Raw genomic sequence first — 25,177 nt, 5'->3', positions numbered from 1 at the left:
AAAAGACTGCTTTCCTACCCTTTTAAGGGTGGTTGCAGTCTTTTTTTATTGCGCGTTTTTTTACAGCCCTTTTTTGTTATTATTACATTTTAGCTCTTTCCTTAGCTCTCTGTGAGTTGCTCAGAATACGCTTTCTTATTCTTATGCTCTTTGGTGTTACTTCAAGAAGCTCATCATCAGCGAGAAACTCAAGTGAATCCTCAAGGCTGAGATTTCTTGGCGGAACAAGTCTGAGCGCGTCATCAGAACCGCTTGCACGAGTATTTGTAAGGTGCTTCTTCTTGCAGACATTTACAACAAGGTCTTCCTGCTTTGGTGAAGCGCCAACTATCATTCCCTCATATACAGGTGTGCCTGCTGTGATGAACAACTCGCCTCTCTCCTGTGCGTTGTAAAGACCGTATGTTACAGCCTCGCCTGTTTCAAACGCAACAAGTGAGCCTGTTGCTCTCTTTGGTATCTCGCCCTTATATGGCTCGTAGTCATGGAATACAGAGCTCATGATACCCTCACCCTTTGTGTCTGTAAGGAATTCGCTCTTGTATCCGAAAAGTCCTCTTGCAGGGATAAGAAATTCAAGTCTCATTCTGCTTCCAACAGGTGCCATTTCCTGAAGCTCGCCCTTTCTTGCACCTATCTTCTCCATAACAGAACCTACGCAGTTCTCAGGAACGTCAATAACAAGTCTTTCGATAGGTTCGCAAAGCTTGCCCTCTATCTCCTTGAACAGAACGTGCGGTGTTGAAACGCCAAGCTCATAGCCCTCACGACGCATATTCTCGATAAGGATAGAAAGGTGCATTTCGCCACGTCCTGCAACCTTGAAAGCGTCTGTGCTGTCTGTTTCAGAAACTCTCAGTGAAACGTCCTTAAGAAGCTCCTTGAAAAGTCTGTCTCTCAGGTGACGGCTCGTTACGAACTTGCCCTCTCTGCCTGCGAATGGCGAATTATTTACAGAGAATGTCATTTCAACTGTAGGCTCGGATATCTTTACAAAAGGTACAGCCTCAAAGTTGCCGAAGTCACAGATAGTGTCACCGATAGTGATGTTCTCGATACCGCTTATACAAACGATATCGCCAGCCTTTGCACTCTGGCATGGAACTCTGTTAAGTCCCTCTATCTGATACATTGTAACTATCTTACCACGATATTCCTTCTTAGTCTGATGATAGTCGCCGATCGTAACGTCCTGATTAACTTTCATTTCGCCACGCTCGATACGGCCGATAGCTATTCTTCCTACATACTCGTTGTAGTCGATAGCGGAAACAAGATACTGCATTGGACCCTCAGTATCTACCTCAGGTGCAGGGATATAGCTGAGTATCTCATCAAAGAGAGGTATCATATCCTTGCCCTCTTCGTCTGGCGAATGAGTAGCTGTACCTGCTCTGCCTGAGCAATAAAGGATAGGGCTATCAAGCTGCTCGTCAGTAGCGTCAAGATCCATGAGAAGCTCGAGAACTTCGTCGCCTACCTCGTTAAGACGAGCGTCAGGTCTGTCTATCTTATTGATAACGATGATTATTTTATGACCAAGCTCAAGTGCTTTCTGAAGCACAAATCTTGTCTGTGGCATTGGACCCTCGGCTGCGTCCACAAGCAGTATAACACCGTTTACCATTTTAAGAACACGCTCTACCTCACCACCGAAATCAGCATGGCCTGGGGTGTCGATAACGTTTATCTTAACGTCCTTATACTTGATAGAAGTATTCTTTGCAAGGATAGTGATTCCTCTCTCACGCTCGATATCGTTTGAATCCATGACTCTTTCTTCTACAGCCTGATTTTCTCTGAAAGTACCGCTCTGCTTGAGCATCTGGTCTACAAGGGTAGTCTTACCGTGGTCAACGTGGGCAATAATAGCAACATTTCTTAAATCTTCTCTAATCATACATACTCCTCCGATTTATCAAGACACAGCAAAGCGAATGCTTTCTGTAACGATTTGCTTAATATATTTCGCAAAAATTATAAACAATAAAAATTATAAATATATTTTCTCCCATCAAAGGAAAGAAAATCGTAATTTTTCACAAAAAGCCTATAAAACACAAAAGCACCTTGCGAAATTTTCCGCAAGGTAACTTTCCTAATTGAGAATTATAGCACATTTTTGCCGATTTGTCAAGAAAAAAGTATCATTCACAGGTTACGCCTTGTATGGTGTGCCTTAGATTAAATGATTTATGTTTTTGGCTGTTTTACACAATATTGCGCCGCTAATATTTTACACAAAAATAATTGAAATCATGGTATAAAAGTTGTATAATATCAATAATCAAAGATATAACTTTGATAACAGAGATCATATATTTGAAAGGCGGAATAATCAAATGGCTAACAGAATGATACTTAATGAAACTTCATATTTCGGTGCAGGCTCGATCAGCGAGATAGTTACAGAGGCAAAGAAGAGAGCTTTTAAAAAGGCTCTTGTTGTAACAGACCCTGACCTTATCAAATTTAACGTTGCAAAGAACGTTACAGATCTTTTGGAGGAAGCAGGACTTGCTTATGATATATTCTCTCAGGTAAAGGCTAACCCTACTGTAAAGGTAGTAAAGGCTGGTATCGAAGCTTTCAAGGCAGCAGATGCTGACTATCTTATCGCTATCGGCGGCGGCTCATCAATGGACACTGCAAAGGCTATCGGTATCATCATAAACAACCCTGAGTATGCTGACGTTGCTTCTCTTGAGGGCGCTATTGACACAAAGAATCCTAGTGTTCCTATAATCGCAGTTCCTACAACAGCAGGCACAGCCGCAGAGGTAACTATCAACTATGTTATCACAGACGAGGAGAAAAAGAGAAAGTTCGTTTGCGTTGATCCACACGATATCCCAGTTGTTGCAGTTATCGACGCAAAGATGATGTCATCAATGCCAAAGGGACTTACAGCTTCAACAGGTATGGACGCTCTTACACACGCTATCGAGGGCTACACAACACTTGGCGCTTGGGAGCTTACAGACATGATGCACCTCAAAGCAATAGAGATAATCTCACGTTCACTGAGAAAGGCTGTTGAGAACGATCCTCAGGGACGTGAGGACATGGCTCTCGGTCAGTATATCGCAGGCATGGGATTCTCAAACGTCGGTCTTGGCGTTGTTCACGGCATGGCTCACCCACTTGGCGCATTCTATGACACACCTCATGGTATCGCAAATGCAGTTCTTCTTCCGTATGTAATGGAGTACAACGCTGAATACACAGGCGAAAAGTTCAAGTACATCGCAGAAGCAATGGGCATTGACACAACAGGCATGAGCCAGGCTGAATACAGAGCAGCCGCAGTAAACGCAGTTAAGCAGCTTTCAAAGGACGTTGGAATCCCTGAGAAGCTCCACGAGATAGGCGTTAAGGAAGAGGATCTTCAGGCTTTGAGCGAATCTGCATTCGCAGACGTATGCACAGGAGGAAATCCAAGACCTTGCACAGTTGAGTCTATCCTCGGCATTTATAAGACAGCATTCTAATTCAAAAATCTTTTATCTGCCCTCGGTTTTCGGGGGCAGATTTTTATTGCCCGAAAAGAATATTTATGGTATAATACATTTAAAGTGAGTTTTAAGTTCATAGGTTATCATATATCGTAAGATATTATACTGACTTATAGGGAGGAATTTTAATGAGATTACTTCTTGCTGAGGACGAGGTGGAGCTTGCAAATGCGCTTTCGGCAGTGCTTAAACACAAAAACTATTCTGTTGACGCTGTTTACAACGGCATCGACGCATACAACTATGCAATTGCACAGGATTATGACGGCATAATACTTGACATTATGATGCCTGGTATGGACGGCATACAGGTGCTTACAAAACTCCGTGAAAAGGGTATCGACTCCCCTGTTCTGCTGCTCACTGCAAAGTCTGATATTGACGATAGGATAACCGGACTTGATTCAGGTGCTGACGATTATCTTACAAAGCCCTTTGCAATGGGCGAGCTTCTTGCGAGAATAAGGGCAATGACACGCCGCCGCACTGAGTTTGCACCCTCTACCCTTACTTTCGGAAACGTTTCTCTCAACAGACAGAGCTTTGAGCTTTCAGGTCCTAACGGCTCTCAGAAGCTTGGCAACAAAGAGTTTCAAATGATAGAAGCCCTTATGCTAAATCACGGTACGCTTATTTCTACAGAGCGTTTCATGGAAAAGATATGGGGCTATGACTCTGATGCTGAGATAAACGTGGTGTGGGTATATATTTCATATCTGCGTAAAAAGCTTGGTCTTATCGGTGCAGATGTCGAGATAAAAGCCACAAGGGGCGTGGGCTACACACTAGAGGAAAAGCATAATGATTAAGCGTTTACAGCGGAAATTCGTTGTTATCGCCGCTGTGTGCCTTCTTATCGTAGAGTTTACCATAATAGGCGGCATAAATGGAGTGAACATCTATCAGACCAACAAGAATGCAGACGATCTGCTGAACATAATAATCGAAAATGACGGCAGATTTCCTGAGTTCGACCCCAAGGGCATGAAACATGACAAGCCGCAGGATAATTCAGACAGCGCCTCTCCCCCTGAGAGCAAAAAGCCTGATAAGCACAGAGGCTTTAACGAGGAAACTAAGTATCAGACAAGGTATTTTGTTGTATATGCCGACAGCAATGGCGAAATAACCAAGGTAGATACAGGACACGTTGCGGCGGTGTCAAGTTCGCAGGCTATAGAATACGGCAAAAGCGTTCTTGACAGCGGCAAGACTTCAGGCACGTCAGGAAACTACCGCTACAAAACAGGCGACACCGACAAAGGCAAGATAATAGTTTTCATGGACTGCCGCAGTGACAGTGCCACCAAAAATCGCTTTTTGCTGGTGTCGTGCGCTATAGGTGCGGCAGGATATATACTTGTATGTCTGCTTATCATAATCTTCTCAAAGCGTGCCATAAGACCTGTTGTGGAAAGCTTTGAAAAGCAAAAGCAGTTCATCACCGACGCAGGGCACGAGATAAAAACGCCGCTGGCCATAATCTCCGCAAACACGGAAGTTCTTGAAATGGTGTCAGAGCCAAACCAGTGGACGGTGAGCATAAAAAATCAGATAACAAGGCTAAACGGTCTGCTAAAAGAGCTTTTAAGCCTTGCAAAAATGGAGGAGGAAAAGCCTGCTCTTACCATGGCTGATTTCAATATCTCTGACGCTGTTTATGACGCCGCTTCGCCTTTTACTACCCTTTCGGAAACAAAGGGCAAAAAACTCACCATTGATGTTGCCAACGGACTTTCCTATCACGGCGACGAGGGTGCGATAAGACAGCTTGTTTCTATCCTCACGGAAAATGCGGTAAAATATGCTGACGAGGATGGCGAGATAATAGTAAAGCTTTTCACTTCTCATAATGGCAAGGAAACAGACCTAGAAGTTTCAAACACCTGCAAAGAACCACCGCAAGGCGACCTAACAAAACTTTTTGACAGATTTTATCGTGACGACAGCTCGCGGTCAAGGTCAAAGGGAGAGAAAAAGGGTGGCTACGGCATTGGGCTTTCTATTGCACAGGCAATAGTCAGGTCGCACAAAAGCAAGATATCATGCAAAGCCGAAAACGGCATGATGATATTTACAGCACAGCTTAAATAATTGCAAAGCAGAGTTGGTCACCAGCCACTCTGCTTTTTTATAATATGACATTTGTCACATGAAAGATGTGACTTTTCTCACTAGCTTTTTGGCGGATAGTATTGTATAATGATAATACAAACTAAGGGAGGTTTTTCTTATGGCTGAAACTGTAGTAAAAATAGACAATCTGGTAAAAAGATACAAAGAGCTTATTGCTCTTGACCACTTTGATCTTGAAATAAAAAAAGGCGAGGTCTTCGGACTTCTCGGTCCTAACGGCTCGGGCAAGACCACCACGATAAACTGCCTGCTCTCACTGTTGGCATATGATAAGGGCGACATCGAGATATTCGGTGAAAAAATGTCCCCTGTGAACTATGGGGTAAAAAAGCGTATTGGCGTTATAATGCAGAATGTTGCGGTGTTTGACGAGCTGACTGTGTATGAGAACATTGACTATTTTTGCGGGCTTTACATCACCGACAAAGCCACACGAAAGAAATATGTTGACGATGCCATAGCTTTTGTGGGACTTGAGGACTTCGTGAAGTTCCACCCTAAAAAGCTTTCAGGTGGTCTGCTCAGACGACTTAACATTGCCTGTGGTATCGCACACAAGCCTGAGCTTATCATACTCGACGAGCCGACAGTTGCCGTTGACCCACAATCAAGGAACAAGATACTGGAGGGCATTTTACAGCTCAACCGTGAGGGTGCGACTATAATTTACACCTCCCACTACATGGAAGAAGTCGAGCAGATATGCACCCGTATCGCCATAATGGATAAGGACAGTAAGATAGCCGAGGGTACTACAGAGGAACTCAAACGCATGATAAAGAACACCGAAACTATCACCGCCGAGATACTCCAGCTTCCTGAAAACGTCCGTGAACAAATAGAAGCTTTGGAACACGTTTATAATGTTTCATATGCTGACAACAAGCTCGTTGCACGCTGTACAGGGGGACGGCACAATCTTATTGAGATACTGAAAATATTGCAGGAAAATCAGGTGGGCTTCGGCAGCGTTTATTCTGAGCAGCCTACCCTCAATGACGTTTTCCTTGAAATAACCGGCAAGGCTCTCAGGGATAAGGAGTGATAGAATGTTCTCACACATATTCAAATACGAATTTAAAAGCTGTCTGCGTCAAAAAGCCATACTCTTCTGGCTCATAGCCTTTCCTATAATACTGGGTTGCTTTTTTAAGATGGCGTTTTCAGGAATATACGAAAAAGATGTTGTATTCAATGCGATACCTGTTGCGGTGACAAATATAGAAGAAAACGATATCCTTAAGCAGGTGCTTGAACAGATATCAGATGGTGATGAGGCTCTTTTCAAGGTGACGTATACGGATATTGACAAGGCAGAAGAAATGCTTAAAAGCGAGGATATAAAAGGCATTATAAAAGCTTCCGACCTCTCCCTTGAGTTTGGCTCAACAGGTATCCAGCAGACCATTGTAAAGACTTTCATACAGCAATACAAAACTCAGGAAAAGATAATAACTGACACTGCAAAGAACGCTCCGCAAAAGCTTGATAAGGTCATAGCTTCCCTTTCCGAGAAGATAAGCCCAAATGAGGATATTCCTCTCCACGGCAACCCTGACATAACGATACAGTTTTTCTATAATCTCCTTGCCATGACGGCACTTTTCGGCTCAATGTCAGGTCTGTTCGTGGCACAGGAAAATCAGGGCGACCTGTCTGCACTTGGCGCAAGACGTTGCTGTTCTCCAGTGAACAAGCTTACAAGCATAACGGCAACGCTCCTTGCTTTTCATGTGGTGGAAATGATATGCATGGTGATATCGGTGACGTTCCTGAGATTTGTGCTTAAAGTGGATTTCGGCAGTAAGCTCCCACTTGTTTATCTTGCCGCAATAATCGGAGGAATAACGGGAATATCCATGGGATTTTTCGTTGGCTCTTTCCGCATAAAAGAGGGTGTAAAAATATCTGTAGTCATGGCGGCATCAATGACCTGCTGTTTCTTCAGCGGTCTTATGTCAAACACCATGAAAGGCACTGTTGCAGAGCATTGCCCGATATTCAATGAAATAAACCCTGCCGCAGTTATCTCAGACAGTTTCTATTGTCTTAATCTCTATGAGGATTACAGGCGGTTCACAGTGAAGATAATTTCAATGGCGATATACACAGTGCTGTTCACCCTTGGTGGATATGTTCTTACAAGGAGGCGTAAATATGCAAGTCTTTAAGACCTTTATGAAAATACTCAAAACAAGACTTACGTCTGCTTTATTATATCTCGTCATATTTATGGTCATAGCAGTAATAATGGCGGATACTGCAAAAGATAACAATGACTATGAGGACTATAAAATGTCCGTATCCGTCATTGACCGTGACAACAGTGCCGAAAGCAAGCGTTTGCAGGACTTTATATTCAGCGACAACAAAAAGGTGGAGCTTGCAGATGATGAAGACGAGGTCATCGACGCCGTTTATTATCAACGTGCCAACTATGTTCTCTATATAAACAAGGGCTTTGGCAACAAGATAAACGCAGGGGATTTTGACGGACTTTTTGAGAATTTCAAAATGCCCTCCAGCTACGGCGGACAGCTTTTTGAAAGCAGGCTTGACGGCTATCTTTCAAGCGTAAAGGCGTACATGACGGCAGGTGAAAGCACAGAAAACGCCATGGAGCTTGCCCAAACGGCAGTTTCTCAGCAAGTAAAGGCGGAGCTTAAAAACTTTAACAACAAGGGCGGAACAGGTATGCCGGCAATATTCGGCTACTATTTTCAGTATCTTGCATACGTTATGCTGTCCATGCTCATTGTTACCCTTTGCCCTGTAATACTTACGCTAAACAGAAAAGGCGTTCGAGAACGCACAATGTGTTCAAGCCTGACATCAGCAAACTACAGCAGACAGACGGCTCTTGGGGCAAGTATCTTGGTGTTTAGCATATGGCTTTTGTTTATGATAGTCGCAATAATTTGGGGCAAAACGCTCAGCGTGAAATTCTGGCTCGCCTGCCTTAACAGCTTTGTATATATCATTGCCGCCGCAGGCATAGCAATGATAATAGCGCAGTTTGACCTTAGCGACAACGGCATAACTGCTATATCGAACATAATCGGTCTTGGCATGAGCTTTCTTTGCGGAGTTTTCGTGCCGCAGGAATTGCTCACAGGAGGCGTTCTTGCAGTGGGAAGATTGTTCCCTGCATACTGGTACACCAAAGCCAACAATATGCTTTTCGGCATGAGCGGTGGAGTATTCAGCACAAAGGAATATCTCATCTGCATTGGTATCGAGGTACTGTTTGCGATAGCGTTTTTCGCTGTGGCTGCTCTGCTTGTTAAGCAAAAGCGTGAGGGTGACGTAAATTCCCTTGCATAAGTTGACAATAATATGGCTGTGTGTTATACTCTTATTGTTACGGAGCTGACACGCAGCCTTTTTGCGTCAGCTAAAGAAGATCATAGATGAAAAAGAGGAAAAAGTATGGATAGATTACAGCTTGACAAAAATGCAAAGCTCACAGGCAGAGTATATTTCAAAGACGAGGTAATGTGGCTCGGTCTTTCAGGAAGCGGTGCGTCATTCACATTTGACGGCACAAAGCTTGTTTTGAAGCTCAAAGGCGACAATATCGCAGTGGGCGAAAACCCTATCGACTATGCAAGGATAGCCGTTTATGTTGACGGCAAGAGAGTAGTTGACGAGATGATCGACTGTGCAGAAAAAGAGGTCACGGTAATAGACCGCACGGAAAACGCTCAGTCAGTTGTGGAGATAATAAAACTTTCGGAATCTCCAATGTCAGCAGTTGGCGTTGAGGCTTTCGCCGAGGGCAGTGCTGAGGCTTTGCCTGAAAAACCGCTTAAAATAGAATTTATCGGCGACTCTATAACCTGCGGCTATGGTGTTGATGATGAGGACGAAAACCACCAGTTCACCACCGCCACAGAGGACGTTACAAAAGCCTACGCCTACAAGACCGCCAAGGCACTTGATGCTGAATACAGTATGTTTTCAGCCAGCGGCTATGGCATAGTATCAGGCTACACAGAAGGTGACGAGCCTATCAGTGAACAGACAATTCCACAGTTCTATTGCAGCTACGGCTTTTCAAGGGGCAATTTTGCAGGCACTGCTCCGCAGGATATCCCTTGGGATTTCAGCAAATATATTCCGCAGATAATCGTTATAAACCTTGGCACAAACGACGACAGCTACTGCCGTGACTACAAGGACAGGCAGGCTGTTTTCTCAAAGCTTTATGCTGATTTTCTTGCGGTCGTTCGTGAGAAAAATCCGCAGGCTTACATTCTCTGCACTGTTGGAATAATGGGCGAGAGGATATTCCCTGCTGTTGAGGAGGGAATAAAGATATATCTTGAAAGCCACGCTGACAGCAAGATAAGCTCAATGATGTTCCATGAGCAGGACGGTGCAAATGACGGCTTTGCGGCAAACTGGCACCCTACTGAAAAGACCCACAAAAAGGCAGCGGCAGTGCTTACGGAAAAACTCAGAGAGATAATAAAAAGCATATAACAAAAGCGGCAGTCGGTAACGGCTGCCGCTTTTTTTGTCATTTTACGCCAATTCTCATTCTGTAGCAGAATGAACAGGAAAGCATGGCAAGTTTCAGAACTGTTCTTTGAAAGCTTTCCTTATAAGAACACATATTTCAGCACGAAAAGCACTGCAAGCACATACATAAGCGGTGTGATATCCTTGCGCTTTCCGCAAAGAAGATTTATAACAACATATGAGATTATTCCAAGAGAGATGCCCTCTGAAATGCTGTAGAAAAGAGGCATTGAAAGAATGCAAAGATACGCAGGGATAGCCTTTGTATAATTGCCGTCATCAAACTTGATGTCAGTGATAGAGCTGAACATCAAAAAGCCTACTACTATAAGTGCAGGAGCTGTTGCAAAGGATGGTATAGCCGTGAAGATAGGTGCAAAGAACATTGACAGCGCAAAAAGGACTGCGGCTGTGATAGAGGTAAGACCTGTTCTACCTCCTGCGGCAACGCCTGCTGAGGACTCAACGAATGTTGTGGTGGTGGAAGTACCAAGAACTGCGCCTGCTGTTGTGGCAACGGCGTCAGCAAGAAGCGCAGGCTTTATCTGCGGAAGTCTGCCCTTTTCATCAAGCATATCTGCCTTTGAACATACGCCGATAAGAGTGCCTAAAGTGTCGAAAAGGTCAACGAACAGGAAAGAGAATACCACGACTATAAAATTGAAGATACCAATGCTGTGCATATCCACCTTAAAGCACTGACCAAATGTTTCGCCAAGCTTTGAAAAATCCGTAAGCGACATTGTAGGGAAAAGTGAGTTGTAGCCGGTTTCAGCGTCAGGAACATACAACCCTACAAGCTGACATATCATGCCTATTACCCATGTTGCCACTATACCCATAAGAATAGAGCCACGGACTTTTTTGATATATAGGATAATAGTGATGAAAAGTCCCACGATAGTGAGAAGCGCACATATGCCCGAAGTTGTGAAATTCTTGCGGAAGCCTGTTATGGTAACAAGAGTGGCTGAACTGTCAACGCAAAGTCCAGCATTCTGAAGTCCGATAAAGGCAATATAAAGACCGATGCCAACGGACACCGCTTTTTTCAGCACCACAGGTATTGCATTGAAAATGGCTTCTCTGACGTTTGTAAGAGAAAGCACGATAAAGACGATACCCTCGACGAAAACCGCCAGCAGTGCCACCTGCCATGGATAGCCGTAGCCTGCCACAACAGTGTAAGCCATGTAAGCGTTAAGTCCCATGCCTGCGGAAAGCACAAAAGGCAGATTTGCCATAAGTCCCATGCACACTGTTCCAATAACAGAGGCGATACAGGTGGCAAGAAGTACGGCTGTAGGATCCATGCCCGTACTGCCGAGAATGCTCGGGTTTATGGCAAGGATATATGCCATGGTCATGAAAGTCGTCACGCCCGCCATTATCTCAGTTTTAACGTCGGTGTGATTTTCTTTCAGCTTGAATAATTTTTCCGTCATATTTTATTATGCCTGCGTTGCAGACATTTCCTCCTTTCAATATGGGGATACTATCTTATTATACCGATTTTACAGCATTTTTCAAGCCTGATTTATTAAGGCAACACCGCACAAAGCCCGCCTGACGGCTTTGCACGCCATCTGCTTGCAGATTTTCCGTCATATCACACAAAAATCCCTTGACATACGGCAGTATGCCTGCGGAATTTTTGTGCAATCTGACAAAAAATCTGACTACGCATCTGACGCACAATCTTTGCGCGGTATTGCCTTAATTGAATAAAATTTATCATTTAAGAAGCACTGTTACTAACGTCAGACTTTATTTTCCACTGACTATTGAGCCAATAAATGCGGTTTTCGATCCAATTGAAAAGATCCTCCGCAGAGTCAGGACCCCACTCTTCGCCTTTTCTAAGGTCGGCGTCATACTCTTTGAGATATTCACGCTCTGTTTTTATACAGCCCTGCAAAAGCTTCTCCCGGCTCATCTCCGTCCACTTTTCCTTGACAGTAGCCATAAACCAATCCTGCTTACAAAGAATGATAAACCATGGGTTTGAACGGTCACCTTTTTTAGCCACAAAATTCTTGTCTGTGAAAGCACCAGCATAATATTTCTCAGTGCTGTCATTATATGCCCAGTTAAAATCCCAAGGAGAAGTGAATTTAAGCTTAGGACATTTACTGTCCTTTGAAAGATCAACGCACATATAGAAGCTTCCCTCACCGCAGTCATAGTCATGTACGATCTCATAAAGAATATACATATCTCTCACTGAGTCTATATCCATAACATTAGAAACGGCTTCCTCAGCGGTGGTAACATCAGAGTCAACAAGGTCATAATTTTCATCAAATTTGTAATACTTGCCGTTCTCGCAGGCTTCATAAACTATCTTGAACAGATTGTTGAGATACTTGTCAATAAAGTCTATCTGATTTTGCGAATAGAGGTCATTCTTGATAGAATATTCCGCAGGAACGAACTGCCTTGTTTCGCCGTTTATATCGGTGACAGTGGCATTTTCATAGTCCATGCTTATATAATGGTTATCCTCATCGCTTGTTGCATAGTTGTCAAGCTCAAGATAATAGCCTATATCAGTGTCGGTGTAGCCCTCCGCAGGCTCGGAGATATCCACTCTGTTTGGATTTATCTGACACTGTTCGCAAAGCTCATAAACGCCTTGAAACTCCTCGTTCACATAGAGGTGAACAAGCTGACCGTCTGAGCAGAAATTGCTGTCACCCATGATAGTTCTGCCAAAACGGAATGCGATATCGTTTCTTATTAGATCCCAATCTGATTTCAACAGCACCCAGCTTTTGCACTCTGCGCCGTTATTAAGCCCAAGCATATTTGTCTTTTTATCAAATTTTATCCTATAAGGCACTTTGTTTGCAAGGATCTGACTAACATCGCCGTAATATGCGCTTGAATTTCCTCTTACCTTTATGCCTGCTGAGGCTTCGTTTATCTCCAATTTTTCATCACAATTGAAAACGTCCACCACGCAGGAAGTATACTTCTCCCTTGAAGCTATCATATCGTCAGGGGCAGTTGTGACGCTTATAACAGGTATCTTACTTTCTGATCGTATCTTTTTCTTAAAACTTTCTTTTTCAGCCTTGTCAGCACTCAGGCTTTCATAAGTAGCAGGTTCCGAGTTTATCACCTGTTTTGTGGTGGCAGGAAGAGTTACAACAGGTTCAGCCGTTGTTGTCACAGCCTGAGAGTCGGCAGGACTACTCTCTGCTTTTGAGCTTTCCCCTGTTTCTTTAGCACAGCTTGTGAGCATTGCTCCCATCATGACTACTGCACATATATCGGCAATAATTCTTCTGTTCATATCATTTCTCATATTATTATCTTTCCATTTATTGTGCATTACACACATTTTTTTATCATATAACTTATTCAATTATAGCACATTGACATAGATAATACAATATGCTATAATCATAAAAGTAAGTGGGATTATTTATGCACTAATACGATTATATAGGAGGTTTTTTGAAATGTTTATACCTGACGATAAAAGATATGACAAAATGATATACAACCGCTGTGGAAAAAGCGGGCTTAAGCTTTCTGCGTTGTCTTTGGGCTTTTGGCAGAATTTCAGCCTGAAAAACAATTTCGAGAACATGGAAAGAATGGTACACACTGCGTTCAACAGCGGTATCACACATTTTGACCTTGCAAACAACTATGGCAATCCCTACAACGGCTCGGCAGAGGAAAACTTCGGCAGGATACTCGACCGTGGCATGAGAGAGTTCCGTGACGAGATGTGCATTTCCACAAAGGCAGGCTATGAAATGTGGGCAGGTCCATACGGTGACAAAAACGGCTCGAGAAAATATCTCACGGCAAGCCTTGACCAATCTCTAAAAAGAATGGGACTTGAATATGTTGACATTTTCTATCACCATGTAAGAGATCCCGAAACGCCTCTTGAAGAGACTGCCCTTGCACTTGACAATGCAGTAAGACAGGGCAAGGCGCTTTATGTTGGCATATCAAATTACAACAGAGCCGACACAGCCGAAATGCTGAAAATTTTCCGTGAACTCAGAACTCCTTTTATTATCAATCAGCCCTCATATTCCATACTCAACCGCTGGATAGAGGACGATAAGCTTGACAGCCTTGCACTTTCTGAAGGCTTTGGCATTGCAGTGTTCTCGCCACTGTATCAGGGATTTCTCACAAGCAAATATCTAAAAGGCATACCGTCAGATTCAAGGGTAGGCAGAGGCGAAACATGGATAGGCAATGAGCTTAACGACAAAATGATAGAAAAGCTCAACAAGCTTAATGATATCGCCGCTTCGAGGGGACAGACCCTTTCGCAAATGGCACTTTCATGGGTGCTTCACAACAAGGCTGTTACTACTGTGCTTATCGGTGCAAGCCGTCCTGAGCAGATAACGGAAAACATAGGCTGTCTTGACCGCCTTGACTTCACAGAAGCTGAACTTGCAGAGATAAACAAGCTTGCGAAGATGTAATAAAGAAGCTGTCAGAGCCACCGCCCTGACAGCTTTTTTTATGCGTTATAATAGCGAACGTAATCGTCAAGCATATCTGCCGTAAGCTCAAAAGGATAATTTTTAAGCTTGGCAGGGTTGGCAAGTATTCCGTCTCTGTCCTTCTTCCAAAGCTCCTCTGACATATCAAGCTTGCCAAAAAGCGTCCTGATATAATCTCGGAAAGCGTCGATATCGTCAAAGCCAAGAAGCTGTTTTACAACATACTCCACCTCGGTGCTGTCACAGTATTTTTTCAAAAAGCCTGACAGAAAAACGCCTACTGCCTTGCCGTGGGGTACGCCATTTTCATAGGTCAAAGTATAGCTCAGACCGTGAGGTATGCTTGTGCCTGTGTAGGCTATCGCCATGCCTGCAAGCACTGATGCCTGCATGAAAGTTGAGAACTCATCATCGGTCATATGAGCAAATCTCTCCTCAGTTTCAAGACAGCCCTTACAGCTTGCCCAAAGCCTCATACCCTCCTCGGCGTATGCACGGCTGAACGCATTTGCGTTGGTGTTGAGCCGTGACTCTATCATGTGAGCAAGTGCGTCAACGCAGGTGCTTTTCATGCCGCTGTATGAGGATGTTTTAAGATAGCCGTAGTCAACCAATGCAAGTGACGGGAATATTTTGTGGGCAATAGATTTCTTGGTCTGCTTGATGTGGGACGTCAGGATAGAATAAGGTGTAGCCTCCGAGCCTGTTCCGCAGGTGGTAGGCACACAGACTATAGGATAAAAAGGTAGTTTCGCAGGAGTGTACAAAAGCTCCTCCACCTTGGCAATGTTCTCTGAAAGCTCACACTTCTCAGCTTTTACAACGCCCTCGCTTTCGGAAAATTCGGCATTTTCGCAAACTATCCCATTCTTAGCAAGCATTGATATCGCCTTGCTTGCGTCCATTGGCGAACCTCCGCCCACTGCCACGAACATATCCACGCCGTATTTTACCGCCGCCGTTGCCGCTGTGTAAACAGTTTCCACAGACGGGTTTTCCTCAATATCATCATATATCACATATCCAATTCCCTGACTTTCAAGCACTGCCTTGACATCATCAAGAGAACCATTCACCGCAGAAGAATGTCTGCCTGTGACTATCATGGCTTTTTTGCCAAGTTCCGCTATTTCGCCCCCGTGATTTTTTACCGCTCCATTTTCTATGTAAATATCTGTAGGTATATTTCTCATTTTTTACGCTCCTTTTGGCTTTTTGTCCATTATAGCACCTTTGAAGGCGATTTTCAAGCCTCGACATAGCAGAACATATGCGCTATAATATTAGTAACAAATCATGGTGGAAAAAGTTATGCACTTCACAACGGCAAAGGTATACTCTCGCAAAAAAACGGCATGAATTTATATCGTGGCTGCACATGACGGTCAGACGAGTATTTTTGATACTGCCGATTGAAAACCTCTCCCCTTTATGTTATAATAAAGAAAAAACATCAAGGTGAAGCAATGAATAAAAATCAAAACATAGCTATGGAGATATCCCTTGCTGTGGTGGCAATAATGGTCGGCTCGGCGGAGATCTTCGGGGAAAAGGAAATAATTTTTCCTGAGATAACGGCAGTGGCAATGGGTGCTCTAATTGCGCCTGTGCAATCGTGGAACACCTCTCGCACACGGCTTTTTGCGGCGATAGTTTCTGCCGCCGTCGCAGGCGTGTGCATAGTGCGGTTTATCCCTGAGATACTTATACTTCGTATAGCTTTGGGGCTTCTTGTAGCAGTGAGCGTTATAACACTGTCAAAAACTAGCTTCGTTCCTGCCATTTCCGCCTGCATACTTCCGATACTTATGGGTACAAAAAGCCCTGTTTACGTCATTTCCGTTGCGGTCATGACAGCATTTATACTTATTTTTCAAAAAGTTCTTGAACACTTTGGTCTGCATGAAAAGTATGAATATAGACCTATCGAACCAAGCTCAGAGCTTCTCAAACTAAGAGCAAAACAAGTCATCACGGTGCTTGTTATCTGTGTATTGCCTGCGCATTTTCACGAGATATTCTTTATCGCTCCGCCGCTTATAGTTGCATTTTTTGAGCTTAGCGGCAAAGGCTCAAAGCTTATGAAAAGAAAATACACCGCAATTGCTCTCATGGCGGCGGCTGCGTTCGCAGGCGTTATGGCAAGATTTTTTATCTCTGAAAAGCTTGGGCTTACCCTGACATTTGGTGCAGTTTTATCCTCGGCTGTGATATTCGTCCTTTGCCGAAAAGCAAAGCTTTATTTTCCTCCATGCTGTGCAATATCTACCTTGCCTTTTATAATCCCCGAAACTGCAATAATAGAATTTCCATTTGAGGTCACAGCAGGATATATTGTCCTTACCATTGCCGCAGTTATCATAACCAAAATAGACAATAATACAAATTAGGCATAATCAAAAACGTACAAAGCTTTATGATACGACCCCAAGAAGTTAGACCAAAAATCTAACGATTTGGAGGTCACATCATTACGCTCTGTACGTTTTTTGTATATCAAGAAATCATTCTCTGTTTTTAAGCACCTCGGCAGGGGTTATCTTGCCAAGCTTTCTTACAAGAATTGAGGTGATGATAAAGTATGTTGCCATTACTCCTGCGAAAATTATAACGTAAGCATACCATGGGAATGCAAGGTTTATTCCGCTTGTTACGTTTGGAATGAACACTGGGAAAACCTTGTCCATAAACATCTTTGAAAGCGGTATCTCGATAAGTGCGCCCAAAGTGATGATAATTGCGTTTCCGTTTAGGTAAAGCTTTTTCACGTCCTTGGTCTTATAACCGAACACCTTCACAAGGGATATTCCAAAGGAAGCCCTTTCTATTGTAACATTCAGCATAAGGAACATCACAGAGCAGAAAATTATTACAGCAACCGCAATAAGCATTACTATCATTGACATCATAAGATCCGTGAAAACTGCCGCTGAACGCTCGATATCCGATTTTGTTGTTGTGCTGTAAAGTCTGCCCTCGTCAATGTCAAGTTTCTTGTCTGAAAGCAAACAGTTGTAGTAAGTGTCGCTCTCACCGAAAAGCTCACGCATACTGTCAATATCCATGAACACCATAAGTCCGCCACGCTCGTCGCAGATATCCTCCACTGTGAAGGCGTAATCCATTGAGGTCGCATTGTCTGTCAGGATAAACTTATCGCCCTTTGCCACTCCGTAACGCTCCACAACTGACTGACTCACTGTTATAAAGCTCTTGCCCTTATGTGTTTTCACATCATAATACTTGTTGTCGCTGTCCATACCCATAACGGTGACATCAAGGTTATAGCCAAGCTGTTCCTTTGAAAGCGTTTTTACAAAGCAAGCCTCGCCACCATCTGGAACGCTTTCCTCAGGATATTTCAGAGTGTACATATACTCGTATTTTGTGTCATTGATAGTGTCTTTTCTCACGTTCTCACAGAGATAGTAGCAATCAACGCCAAGCATAAGAATGAACAGTGAAAACAGCATACTGAGAAGCACTGTTATGCCTGTGCGCATTTCACGAAGCATTTGGCGTATCTGAAATCTGCGGATAAAATTCCTGCTCTTTATCTTCACTCTGCTGTAGTGACCTGTTTTCTGCTCGTTTCTGATAAGTGAAAGAGCCGTCTGAGAAAGCCGCTTGTTTATCACAAGGGTATTAACTATAAACGAAACAACAGGAGGCATTACAATGCTGTAAATGATAAGATACAAAGGATAAACAGGGGTAAAATCAGGGAGCGAGGAATATGCGTAGCTGTCGAGAAGCTGATAATCGATTCCCACAGGTGAGAAGCCTATGACCGCACCGATTATTCCGCCAACAAATGCAACTATAGTCGGCAATGTTACGTAGTGTCGGATAAGATCTTTTTTCTTTGCACCAAGTGCATAAAGCGCACCTATAACACTGCTTTCACGCTGAATCTGATGAATGACGAAAACAGAGATAACATAAGTAAGAAGTGCCATAAGTATAACACCCACACCAAGTCCTGCATATTTGTTCATGACAACGTCACCTGCCGCACCGGCTATACGAACGTTGTCGCCCTTTTTCACGAACATTGTCAGATTGTCAAGATCAATGGTGAACACCTCGTCAAGAAACTCGTCAGCCTGCTTTTTGAAGCTGTCAATACCATTTGCAAGACTCTCTGCACCGCTGTATGCAGATCTTGCACCCTCTGACAAATCTTTTGAGCCGTCATATGCGGCTTTAACTCCTGCCGTGATAGCGTTCGCACCCTCTGGGAGTGCCTTTGCACCCTCGTAAAGTCCGCCCATTGCGTCACATAGAGCGTCTGCTCCCCCAGAAAGGTCTTTCACACCGTCTTTAAGGGTCTGAGAGCCGTCATAGAGCTTGTCGATACCATTTGAAATATCGTCACGCTGTTTCAAGACGTCCTTGATAGTTTCAAGATAATACTTGTCTGTGACTTTTTTATAATCAAAGTCAAAATCCTCGATCATTTCCTTAAGCTCATCATCAGTTGCCTTGCCGTTAAGTCTGTAAGCATAGCAAAGGTCTTCGGCTTTCTGTTCACTGTCATTTTTGAAATAGTCGTACTGATCGTCGCTTACGAAAAGAAGTCCGAAGCCCTTGCTTGACACAGCCGTGTCAGAGAAATTTTCAAAAGGTGTGTCATAGTCAGGTGTAGTTCCTATTCCAACTATCTCAAACTCAACACCGCCTGCTGTAAGCTTATCGCCCACTGACAGAGAATGTTCCTCGCTGTAACGCTTTTCGACTACCGCTTCGCCCTTTTTCTCAGCAAGTCTTCCGCTGTCAAGCTCGATAAGGTCAATGTCATTTCTTTTACGGAAAACACGGAGCTTTGAGCCGTCCTTCGCTGTAACGTCAATGCTGAAATGCTGTTCAAGAGTAATCCCTTTGTCTGTTATTCCCTTTTCCTGCTCGTCTGTAAGAGGAATAAAAACGCCGAACTGTCCGTCTTCGACCTTGTTTTGCTTACCATGTTCGGCAGTTCCGTCGATGATAGTGTCTGCGCTTGCAACCACGGAAACTATTATGTACATTCCCATTACGATAAGCAATACAAGCGCAAGATAACGTGCGAAATTTGTTTTAAGCTCACGTCCGAGCCTTTTTCTGAGTACCCTGTTCATTACAAGTCCTCCAGCTCTGCGGCAGGTATGCGTGTTTCGTTAAGATAATCCTTTTTGATAAGTCCGTCCTTAACGATTATTACCTTATGCACCATATTTTTTATAGCATTGTTGTGAGTAACGATAAGCATTGTTGTGCCATATTTTTCGTTTATTTTCTCCAACAGAATGAGAATATCCCTTGAAGTTTTGGAGTCAAGAGCGCCTGTAGGCTCGTCGCACAAAAGTAGCTTTGGATTTTTTATAAGTGCCCTTGCTATAGCACATCTCTGCTGCTGACCGCCTGAAAGCTGTGACGGAAACTTGTTTCTGTGTTCAGAAAGTCCCAACGTTGTAAGAAGTTCTTCCATATCCAGTGGCGAATCTGAAAGATATTCACAAACCTGAATATTTTCCACAACTGTCAGATTTGGAACGAGGTTATAAAACTGAAAGATAAAGCCCAGATTTTCCTTTCTGTAGTCGGCAAGCTTATCAGGTTTAAGACCGAAAATCTCCTTGCCATCGACCTTAACAGAGCCACTGTCCATAGTGTCAAGACCGCCTATGCAGTTAAGGAGCGTGGATTTACCAGAGCCGCTCGTACCCTGAATAACGCACATCTGACCTTTTTCCAGACTTGTGGTGATACCCTTTAGCACCTGAATATAGCTGGCGTCACTGCCGTAGCTTTTCTTCACATCTTTGATCTCCAAATACATATCATTTCCTCCATTTATGAGTTAGACTTAGCTAACTTTACTTTATATAAAAATGTGCATATCTGCACATTTCATCAACATTTGAGATACAAAATTCACACATAACGTTGTTATGTAGATTTCTAAAAGTTACCGCCCGCAGGCGGCAATTTTCTAATCCTCGACTATCATTGTAAACCATATTTTTATTAGAAACTCCATTACTCTGCGCATATGGAGCTTTGCCTTTTCCACATCTCTCTCGTGAGTTAGCAAATGAGTGTAGGCGTCAACACTTATATGGGTTATCCAATGAAGCATATACTCATCAACGTGGCAGTTAGGCATTCTTGCGGCAGCTTTTTCCGCTGATATCCTAAAGCCCTGTTCTGTCATATCTACGATCATATCCACAGTATTTTCATACTCAGACCCTTGCGCACCCGTGAGCAGCAGCATAAAAACGTCATAGTGGAGATACATATAATCAACAAGCTTGTCAAGGTCGGTGTGAGTATCAATGTGATACTCAGCAGACAGCACCGCAGGGTCATCGCTATCCATATCCTGAGCGTCCTGCATATAATGCTCCGTAAGAAGCCTGCAAAGCTCTTTCAGCGGCTCATCGACAATAGCCTTGAACAAGTCATTTTTATTTTTAAAGAAGAAATACAGCGCACCGGTCGTCACGCCTGCGTCAGCGCATATTTTTCTCAGAGAAGCCTTCATATAACCATTTTCAGAGAACTCGGCCATTGCACTTTCCAACAGCTTTTCCCTTGTTTCAAGTTCGTCACCCATTACTGCACCCGCTTTCCACTTCACATAACACTGTTATCTTAGCATATAATGCTCGATATGTCAATACATTTACTATATTTTCAGCATATTATATGATATTGAAACATAACGGTGTTATGTGATTGGTGACTATTACAAAATAAAATGGGAAGCGGCATACCTGTCTGGTCAGATCTCACGATTTCAGACGGGTTAAAGTATATAAGCGATAGCTATAAAATTGCTATGGTTTACAGTGGTGACAGTGCTCCTATGCTGGTCCTTGAAAACAAGTACTCATATAGCTGGGATATTTGCATTAGTGCAAGTGAGGTGTCGTCAGGAGTTGCTTTCTACTCGTACGATGACATTGCACAAGCTTTCAGCAACTACGGAGTAAGCATTTATGATATGGGACAGCTTCACATATTTACCTCTAATTATACCGAGATCTACGAAGTATATGCGGCTCCGGTCTGATATTACAACATAATAACTATTCAAGTCAAATAAAAATCGGACCGAGCAAAATGTTCCACCGGAACATCTTACTCGGTCTTTTTCGTAGTATCGATAATTCAACATATTTACAACTATCCTGCATTTTTCACGCAATCACCAATCTGGTCATTTTCTCTATCCACTTATCAATGAAGCTTATAAACCCCTCAAAGCTTCATAGCTCTCCATTTGTTTGAAATAACGCCGATATTCCAGTATGTAATAAAACAGATAAACAGCATACTGATTACTGATACGACAACCGCTTCAAAAATAAGAAACGGTGTCGAATAGGTTGATATGAATCTTGACGTAATTGTCAAAATAATATTTTGACAAAGCCTAACAAATATCCCCAATTAGATAATGTCTAATATGAACCGCCATAGGAATGATTTTGTGAATTGGGTCATTGTTTTTTCCTCCTAGCCAAATACTTCTTCATATTCTGCAATTTCTTCTTTAGAAATTACAGAATAATCATATGATGTCACCACACGACTATTTTGATGTACACAAATATCTAATTTTATAAAATCTTTATCAGCTTTTCGCTTCCAATCACGTATTAACGTTTGAAAATTTTTAGGCATAACGAGTTCGATATGGTTTCCGCTTTTAATATCAGTAAAATCCATATTTACAAAACACATTGATGTTGAATATCTACAGTTTGAAACATACATATAATATTCTGTCTGTTCAACAGTATCATCAGGATATTCAAGATGTTTTTGTATGAATCTTACATCTGCCATAAAATCAAATGAGCATTTAGGATCAACTGTATTTTCGGCATAAATATTTTGATACGATCCTGAAAAACATAAGAAAACAATTATTGATAATAAAAAACATAACATTTTGGTCAATAAATTTTGTGGAAATAAAGTCCGTATAAATGATATTACTATTAATGTACAAGAAAAGTAGAGTAAAAAACTAAATATTAAATCTGTTACTATCAAGCATATCACATACGTTAAACTATCAAATTCTCCAACATTCATTTTAATTAGCATGACAGCGAAAATCATACCAAATATCACACTCAATACGACCGAAACAATAATGCCTGTCTTTAGAGCGCCGGTTTTATATTCTTGCTTAGCTAAATTTCGAAGTAGTCTTTCTCCAGCCTTTAACAATATATCACTCCTAAATTATTATTATCATAAATAAATTTTAAGGCGTTGATGTTATCCTGTGCAATCTGTTTATCATTATCAAATAAACGAAACAAGCGATATACCAAAGTACACTCCGCCGATCATGGCAAGCGTACCAAGCATATAAAACAATGTACAGAAAAACAGTTTAATAGGTGTATTCTCTCCAACAAAGCTGTTAGGAAATACCAAACAATAAATTGTTAGACTAAGCACAAGACCACAAGCAGTTATTAATCCTGACAATGCAAATGTCTTTGGAGGCGGCGGTTTAATGGTGCCTTCGTCAACAAATCTTTTGTAGTTATACCAAAATAATGCCTTGTTAGCCATAATTATGTCACCTCAATTCCATCATATAAAAAAGCTCTTGTCTAACAGATATCTTCCAACCCCTTATAATATGCTTGCTGGGCGTCATTTAAACTATCCCATGCCGAAGCTTTAGCATTTGTAACTGAGCTAACTTCAGAGCTTGTATCCTTTCCACAAGGAACCAACGACACCGCCGTTATTGCAGTAATCAATAAAACTGAAAGCCTCTTTGTAATATCCATTATTACGCTCCTATAATTTATTATTCTAATTACTTTTAACTGTTTTGCTTTTCCATTTGATCGCAATACTTTCAATTGTCAATTTATTAGTATAATGTACTGTTATATAATAATATAGCTTATGTTGCTTTTACTCTATGAATTTTGACTGTAAGAAAAATTATTATCGAATATTGAAATGATATCAAAATCGAAGATTTTAGCTTAAACATCTGTAAAACATTAAACAAGAAACCCGTTATCGAGTCGGTAAACGCAAACAGATATAAAAATAGTGGCGTATACATAGAGAATAATAAAAATAATATCACTGCTGTCATAAGTAAACTGATAATATCAAATTTATCCTTTTTTATATAAAACAATGTTGGCAAAATAACGATACATAGAAACGTAAGTGTGTTGATTATAAAAAACAAAGCAATTCCACTTGCCCACGTTGAACCGCTAAGAGTATCTAACACCTTTGAAAATACATATCTATACATAAGAGCAAACAAAATACTTAACAAGTATATCGTTATGTCAAGTGCAAGAATTTTAAAATAATTATATACCTTTTTCAAAATTATCATCCCCTTGATATAACGTAATAACTAATTTATAAATGTGGATCTGATATGTAATCTGTTCCTTTGAGTACATCATTATCAGTACTGTATCTAATAAAATCCCATTTTACATCTTTAAATATTGGAGCCACTTCTTCTAATGCTATTGTCATATGCTCTTGCCCCTCTGCAGCCAACAAGGCTAAGTATTGCATGAAATATGTAGTGCTTTGACATTCAACCCATCGTCTGTCAGATATTAATAATTGCAAAATTTCTGAACCATTTATCTGAATCCATCGGATAGTCATAACAACCTTTCTTTGAAATAACGCCGATATTCCAGTATGTGAGAAAGCAGATAAACAACATACTGATTGCCGATACGACAACTGCTTCAATAATAAGGAACGGTGTTGAATAAGTCTCCATACTTCTTGACAAAATCGCCAAGATAACAGTCTGTAAAAGTCTTACGAAAATTCCCAGTATGATTATATCAAGTATAAATCTCCATAGGAATGATTTTGTGAACCCAGTCATTGGTTTTTTCTCCTGTCATTCTATCGTATACTCTATCGTATTACTAATAGAAGTACACTCCCCTGTAGCTTCATCATAATCTGTAACCAAAGTCACTGTATAGTCGCCTTTATCAGCAAAAGTCAAAAAATTAGTCCAAGTTTTGCTGTATGCCTGAAAACATTTACTAAATTCACCGTTTTTGGTGACGTACCAGAATAGGTTTTTATCATAGCTATCCACTTCGGGTCTGTTTACCAAAATCCGTTTCTCATGGGCTATCTCCTCTTCGGTAAGAGTTATTTCAACCATTTGAATTTCAGACGTTTTTTGGTTCTCCTTTGAAAATGATATTGATTTCATCAAACCTGATTTTTTATAGTATTCAATTTCTCCGGATCTTAATTCAGAATTATCTTTATCAGTTATCAGCAATTTGTCTTTTTGAGTTATAGGAAACCTGTAACTAGTTCCTTTTTTGTCTACAGCTACAATATATACAGAATCACGACTAGCAGATGTATGCGAAACTTCTCCGGGAAAATAAAAATCTTTAATTTTTAGGTTATCAATAGATTTAACATCAGAATCATGTAAATCCAGCAAGACATCTTGCCACAAGAGAAAATCCCCCTTAATAT

At 41.9% G+C, this 25,177-nt stretch carries 22 protein-coding genes; 9 read left to right on the top strand and 13 right to left on the bottom strand.

Annotated features, from left to right (window positions below):
• Positions 1–82: 82 nt before the first annotated feature.
• Positions 83–1,900 (bottom strand): translational GTPase TypA, encoded by a 1,818-nt coding sequence (gene typA, locus AB5627_RS13380; RefSeq protein ID WP_022287673.1) that lies wholly within the window; start codon positions 1,898–1,900, stop codon positions 83–85.
• 442 nt (positions 1,901–2,342) lie between these two features.
• Here typA and fucO point away from each other — a divergent pair, with 442 nt between their 5' ends.
• The 7 genes from fucO (at position 2,343) to AB5627_RS13345 (ending at position 10,136) form a co-directional block, all read left to right on the top strand.
• Complete coding sequence (gene fucO, locus AB5627_RS13375) at positions 2,343–3,491, top strand: lactaldehyde reductase (RefSeq protein ID WP_265290989.1); 1,149 nt, start codon at positions 2,343–2,345, stop codon at positions 3,489–3,491.
• A 152-nt stretch (positions 3,492–3,643) separates the two neighbouring features.
• Positions 3,644–4,324, top strand: coding sequence for a response regulator transcription factor (locus AB5627_RS13370; RefSeq protein WP_117865364.1), 681 nt, complete (start codon positions 3,644–3,646; stop codon positions 4,322–4,324).
• Positions 4,317–5,609: a HAMP domain-containing sensor histidine kinase gene (locus AB5627_RS13365; RefSeq protein WP_265290990.1), complete on the top strand. Its 1,293-nt coding sequence runs from the start codon at positions 4,317–4,319 to the stop codon at positions 5,607–5,609. Before AB5627_RS13370 ends, AB5627_RS13365 begins: the two co-directional genes overlap by 8 nt.
• Before the next feature lie 139 nt (positions 5,610–5,748).
• Positions 5,749–6,696 (top strand): ATP-binding cassette domain-containing protein, encoded by a 948-nt coding sequence (locus tag AB5627_RS13360; protein WP_368369899.1) that lies wholly within the window; start codon positions 5,749–5,751, stop codon positions 6,694–6,696.
• Between the two features lie 4 nt (positions 6,697–6,700).
• Positions 6,701–7,822 (top strand): ABC transporter permease, encoded by a 1,122-nt coding sequence (locus AB5627_RS13355; protein WP_195552191.1) that lies wholly within the window; start codon positions 6,701–6,703, stop codon positions 7,820–7,822.
• Positions 7,809–8,975, top strand: coding sequence for an ABC transporter permease (locus tag AB5627_RS13350; protein ID WP_265290991.1), 1,167 nt, complete (start codon positions 7,809–7,811; stop codon positions 8,973–8,975). Before AB5627_RS13355 ends, AB5627_RS13350 begins: the two co-directional genes overlap by 14 nt.
• Positions 8,976–9,080: 105 nt before the next feature.
• Positions 9,081–10,136 carry an SGNH/GDSL hydrolase family protein gene (locus AB5627_RS13345; protein ID WP_022287667.1) on the top strand — a complete coding sequence of 352 codons (1,056 nt, stop codon included), beginning with the start codon at positions 9,081–9,083 and terminating at the stop codon, positions 10,134–10,136.
• A 119-nt stretch (positions 10,137–10,255) separates the two neighbouring features.
• On the opposite strand, the gene AB5627_RS13340 is transcribed toward AB5627_RS13345, so the two are convergent.
• Positions 10,256–11,620, bottom strand: coding sequence for an NCS2 family permease (locus AB5627_RS13340; RefSeq protein ID WP_265290992.1), 1,365 nt, complete (start codon positions 11,618–11,620; stop codon positions 10,256–10,258).
• A gap of 293 nt (positions 11,621–11,913) precedes the next feature.
• Positions 11,914–13,473 carry a CotH kinase family protein gene (locus AB5627_RS13335; protein WP_333635189.1) on the bottom strand — a complete coding sequence of 520 codons (1,560 nt, stop codon included), beginning with the start codon at positions 13,471–13,473 and terminating at the stop codon, positions 11,914–11,916.
• Between the two features lie 169 nt (positions 13,474–13,642).
• On the opposite strand from AB5627_RS13335, the gene AB5627_RS13330 reads away from it, so the two are divergent.
• Positions 13,643–14,638: an aldo/keto reductase gene (locus AB5627_RS13330; protein ID WP_265290994.1), complete on the top strand. Its 996-nt coding sequence runs from the start codon at positions 13,643–13,645 to the stop codon at positions 14,636–14,638.
• Positions 14,639–14,676: 38 nt separating this feature from the next.
• On the opposite strand, the gene AB5627_RS13325 is transcribed toward AB5627_RS13330, so the two are convergent.
• Positions 14,677–15,852 (bottom strand): iron-containing alcohol dehydrogenase family protein, encoded by a 1,176-nt coding sequence (locus AB5627_RS13325; protein ID WP_022287663.1) that lies wholly within the window; start codon positions 15,850–15,852, stop codon positions 14,677–14,679.
• Between the two features lie 273 nt (positions 15,853–16,125).
• Here AB5627_RS13325 and AB5627_RS13320 point away from each other — a divergent pair, with 273 nt between their 5' ends.
• Entirely contained in the window at positions 16,126–17,049 is a 924-nt protein-coding gene (locus AB5627_RS13320; RefSeq protein WP_022287662.1) for a hypothetical protein, read from the top strand.
• A 114-nt stretch (positions 17,050–17,163) separates the two neighbouring features.
• Here the strand turns inward: AB5627_RS13320 and AB5627_RS13315 are convergent, their stop codons facing one another.
• The 9 genes from AB5627_RS13315 to AB5627_RS13275 all read right to left on the bottom strand — a co-directional run.
• Positions 17,164–19,776, bottom strand: coding sequence for an ABC transporter permease (locus AB5627_RS13315; RefSeq protein WP_022287661.1), 2,613 nt, complete (start codon positions 19,774–19,776; stop codon positions 17,164–17,166).
• Positions 19,776–20,477, bottom strand: coding sequence for an ABC transporter ATP-binding protein (locus AB5627_RS13310; protein WP_022287660.1), 702 nt, complete (start codon positions 20,475–20,477; stop codon positions 19,776–19,778). Before AB5627_RS13310 ends, AB5627_RS13315 begins: the two co-directional genes overlap by 1 nt.
• Positions 20,478–20,630: 153 nt before the next feature.
• The gene (locus tag AB5627_RS13305; RefSeq protein WP_022287659.1) at positions 20,631–21,257 is read right to left on the bottom strand and encodes a TetR/AcrR family transcriptional regulator; all 627 of its coding nucleotides are present in this window, start codon (positions 21,255–21,257) and stop codon (positions 20,631–20,633) included.
• Between the two features lie 905 nt (positions 21,258–22,162).
• Positions 22,163–22,885 (bottom strand): hypothetical protein, encoded by a 723-nt coding sequence (locus tag AB5627_RS13300; protein WP_265290995.1) that lies wholly within the window; start codon positions 22,883–22,885, stop codon positions 22,163–22,165.
• Positions 22,886–22,963: 78 nt separating this feature from the next.
• Positions 22,964–23,239 carry a hypothetical protein gene (locus tag AB5627_RS13295; RefSeq protein ID WP_265290996.1) on the bottom strand — a complete coding sequence of 92 codons (276 nt, stop codon included), beginning with the start codon at positions 23,237–23,239 and terminating at the stop codon, positions 22,964–22,966.
• 41 nt (positions 23,240–23,280) lie between these two features.
• Positions 23,281–23,463, bottom strand: a complete 183-nt coding sequence (locus tag AB5627_RS13290) for a hypothetical protein (RefSeq protein WP_265290997.1) — start codon at positions 23,461–23,463, stop codon at positions 23,281–23,283.
• A 601-nt stretch (positions 23,464–24,064) separates the two neighbouring features.
• Positions 24,065–24,187 (bottom strand): hypothetical protein, encoded by a 123-nt coding sequence (locus tag AB5627_RS13285; RefSeq protein ID WP_265290999.1) that lies wholly within the window; start codon positions 24,185–24,187, stop codon positions 24,065–24,067.
• Between the two features lie 79 nt (positions 24,188–24,266).
• On the bottom strand, positions 24,267–24,557 hold the full coding sequence (locus AB5627_RS13280) for a hypothetical protein (protein WP_022287860.1): 291 nt from the start codon (positions 24,555–24,557) through the stop codon (positions 24,267–24,269).
• A gap of 15 nt (positions 24,558–24,572) precedes the next feature.
• On the bottom strand, positions 24,573–25,177 hold a 605-nt coding region (locus AB5627_RS13275), incomplete at its 5' end, for a hypothetical protein (protein WP_368369898.1).

The organism is Ruminococcus sp. RTP21198st1_G1_RTP21198_201120 (assembly GCF_040924265.1).
Classification (GTDB): Bacteria; Bacillota; Clostridia; order Oscillospirales; family Ruminococcaceae; genus Hominimerdicola; species Hominimerdicola aceti.
This window is presented reverse-complemented; position numbering and strand designations above follow the sequence as displayed.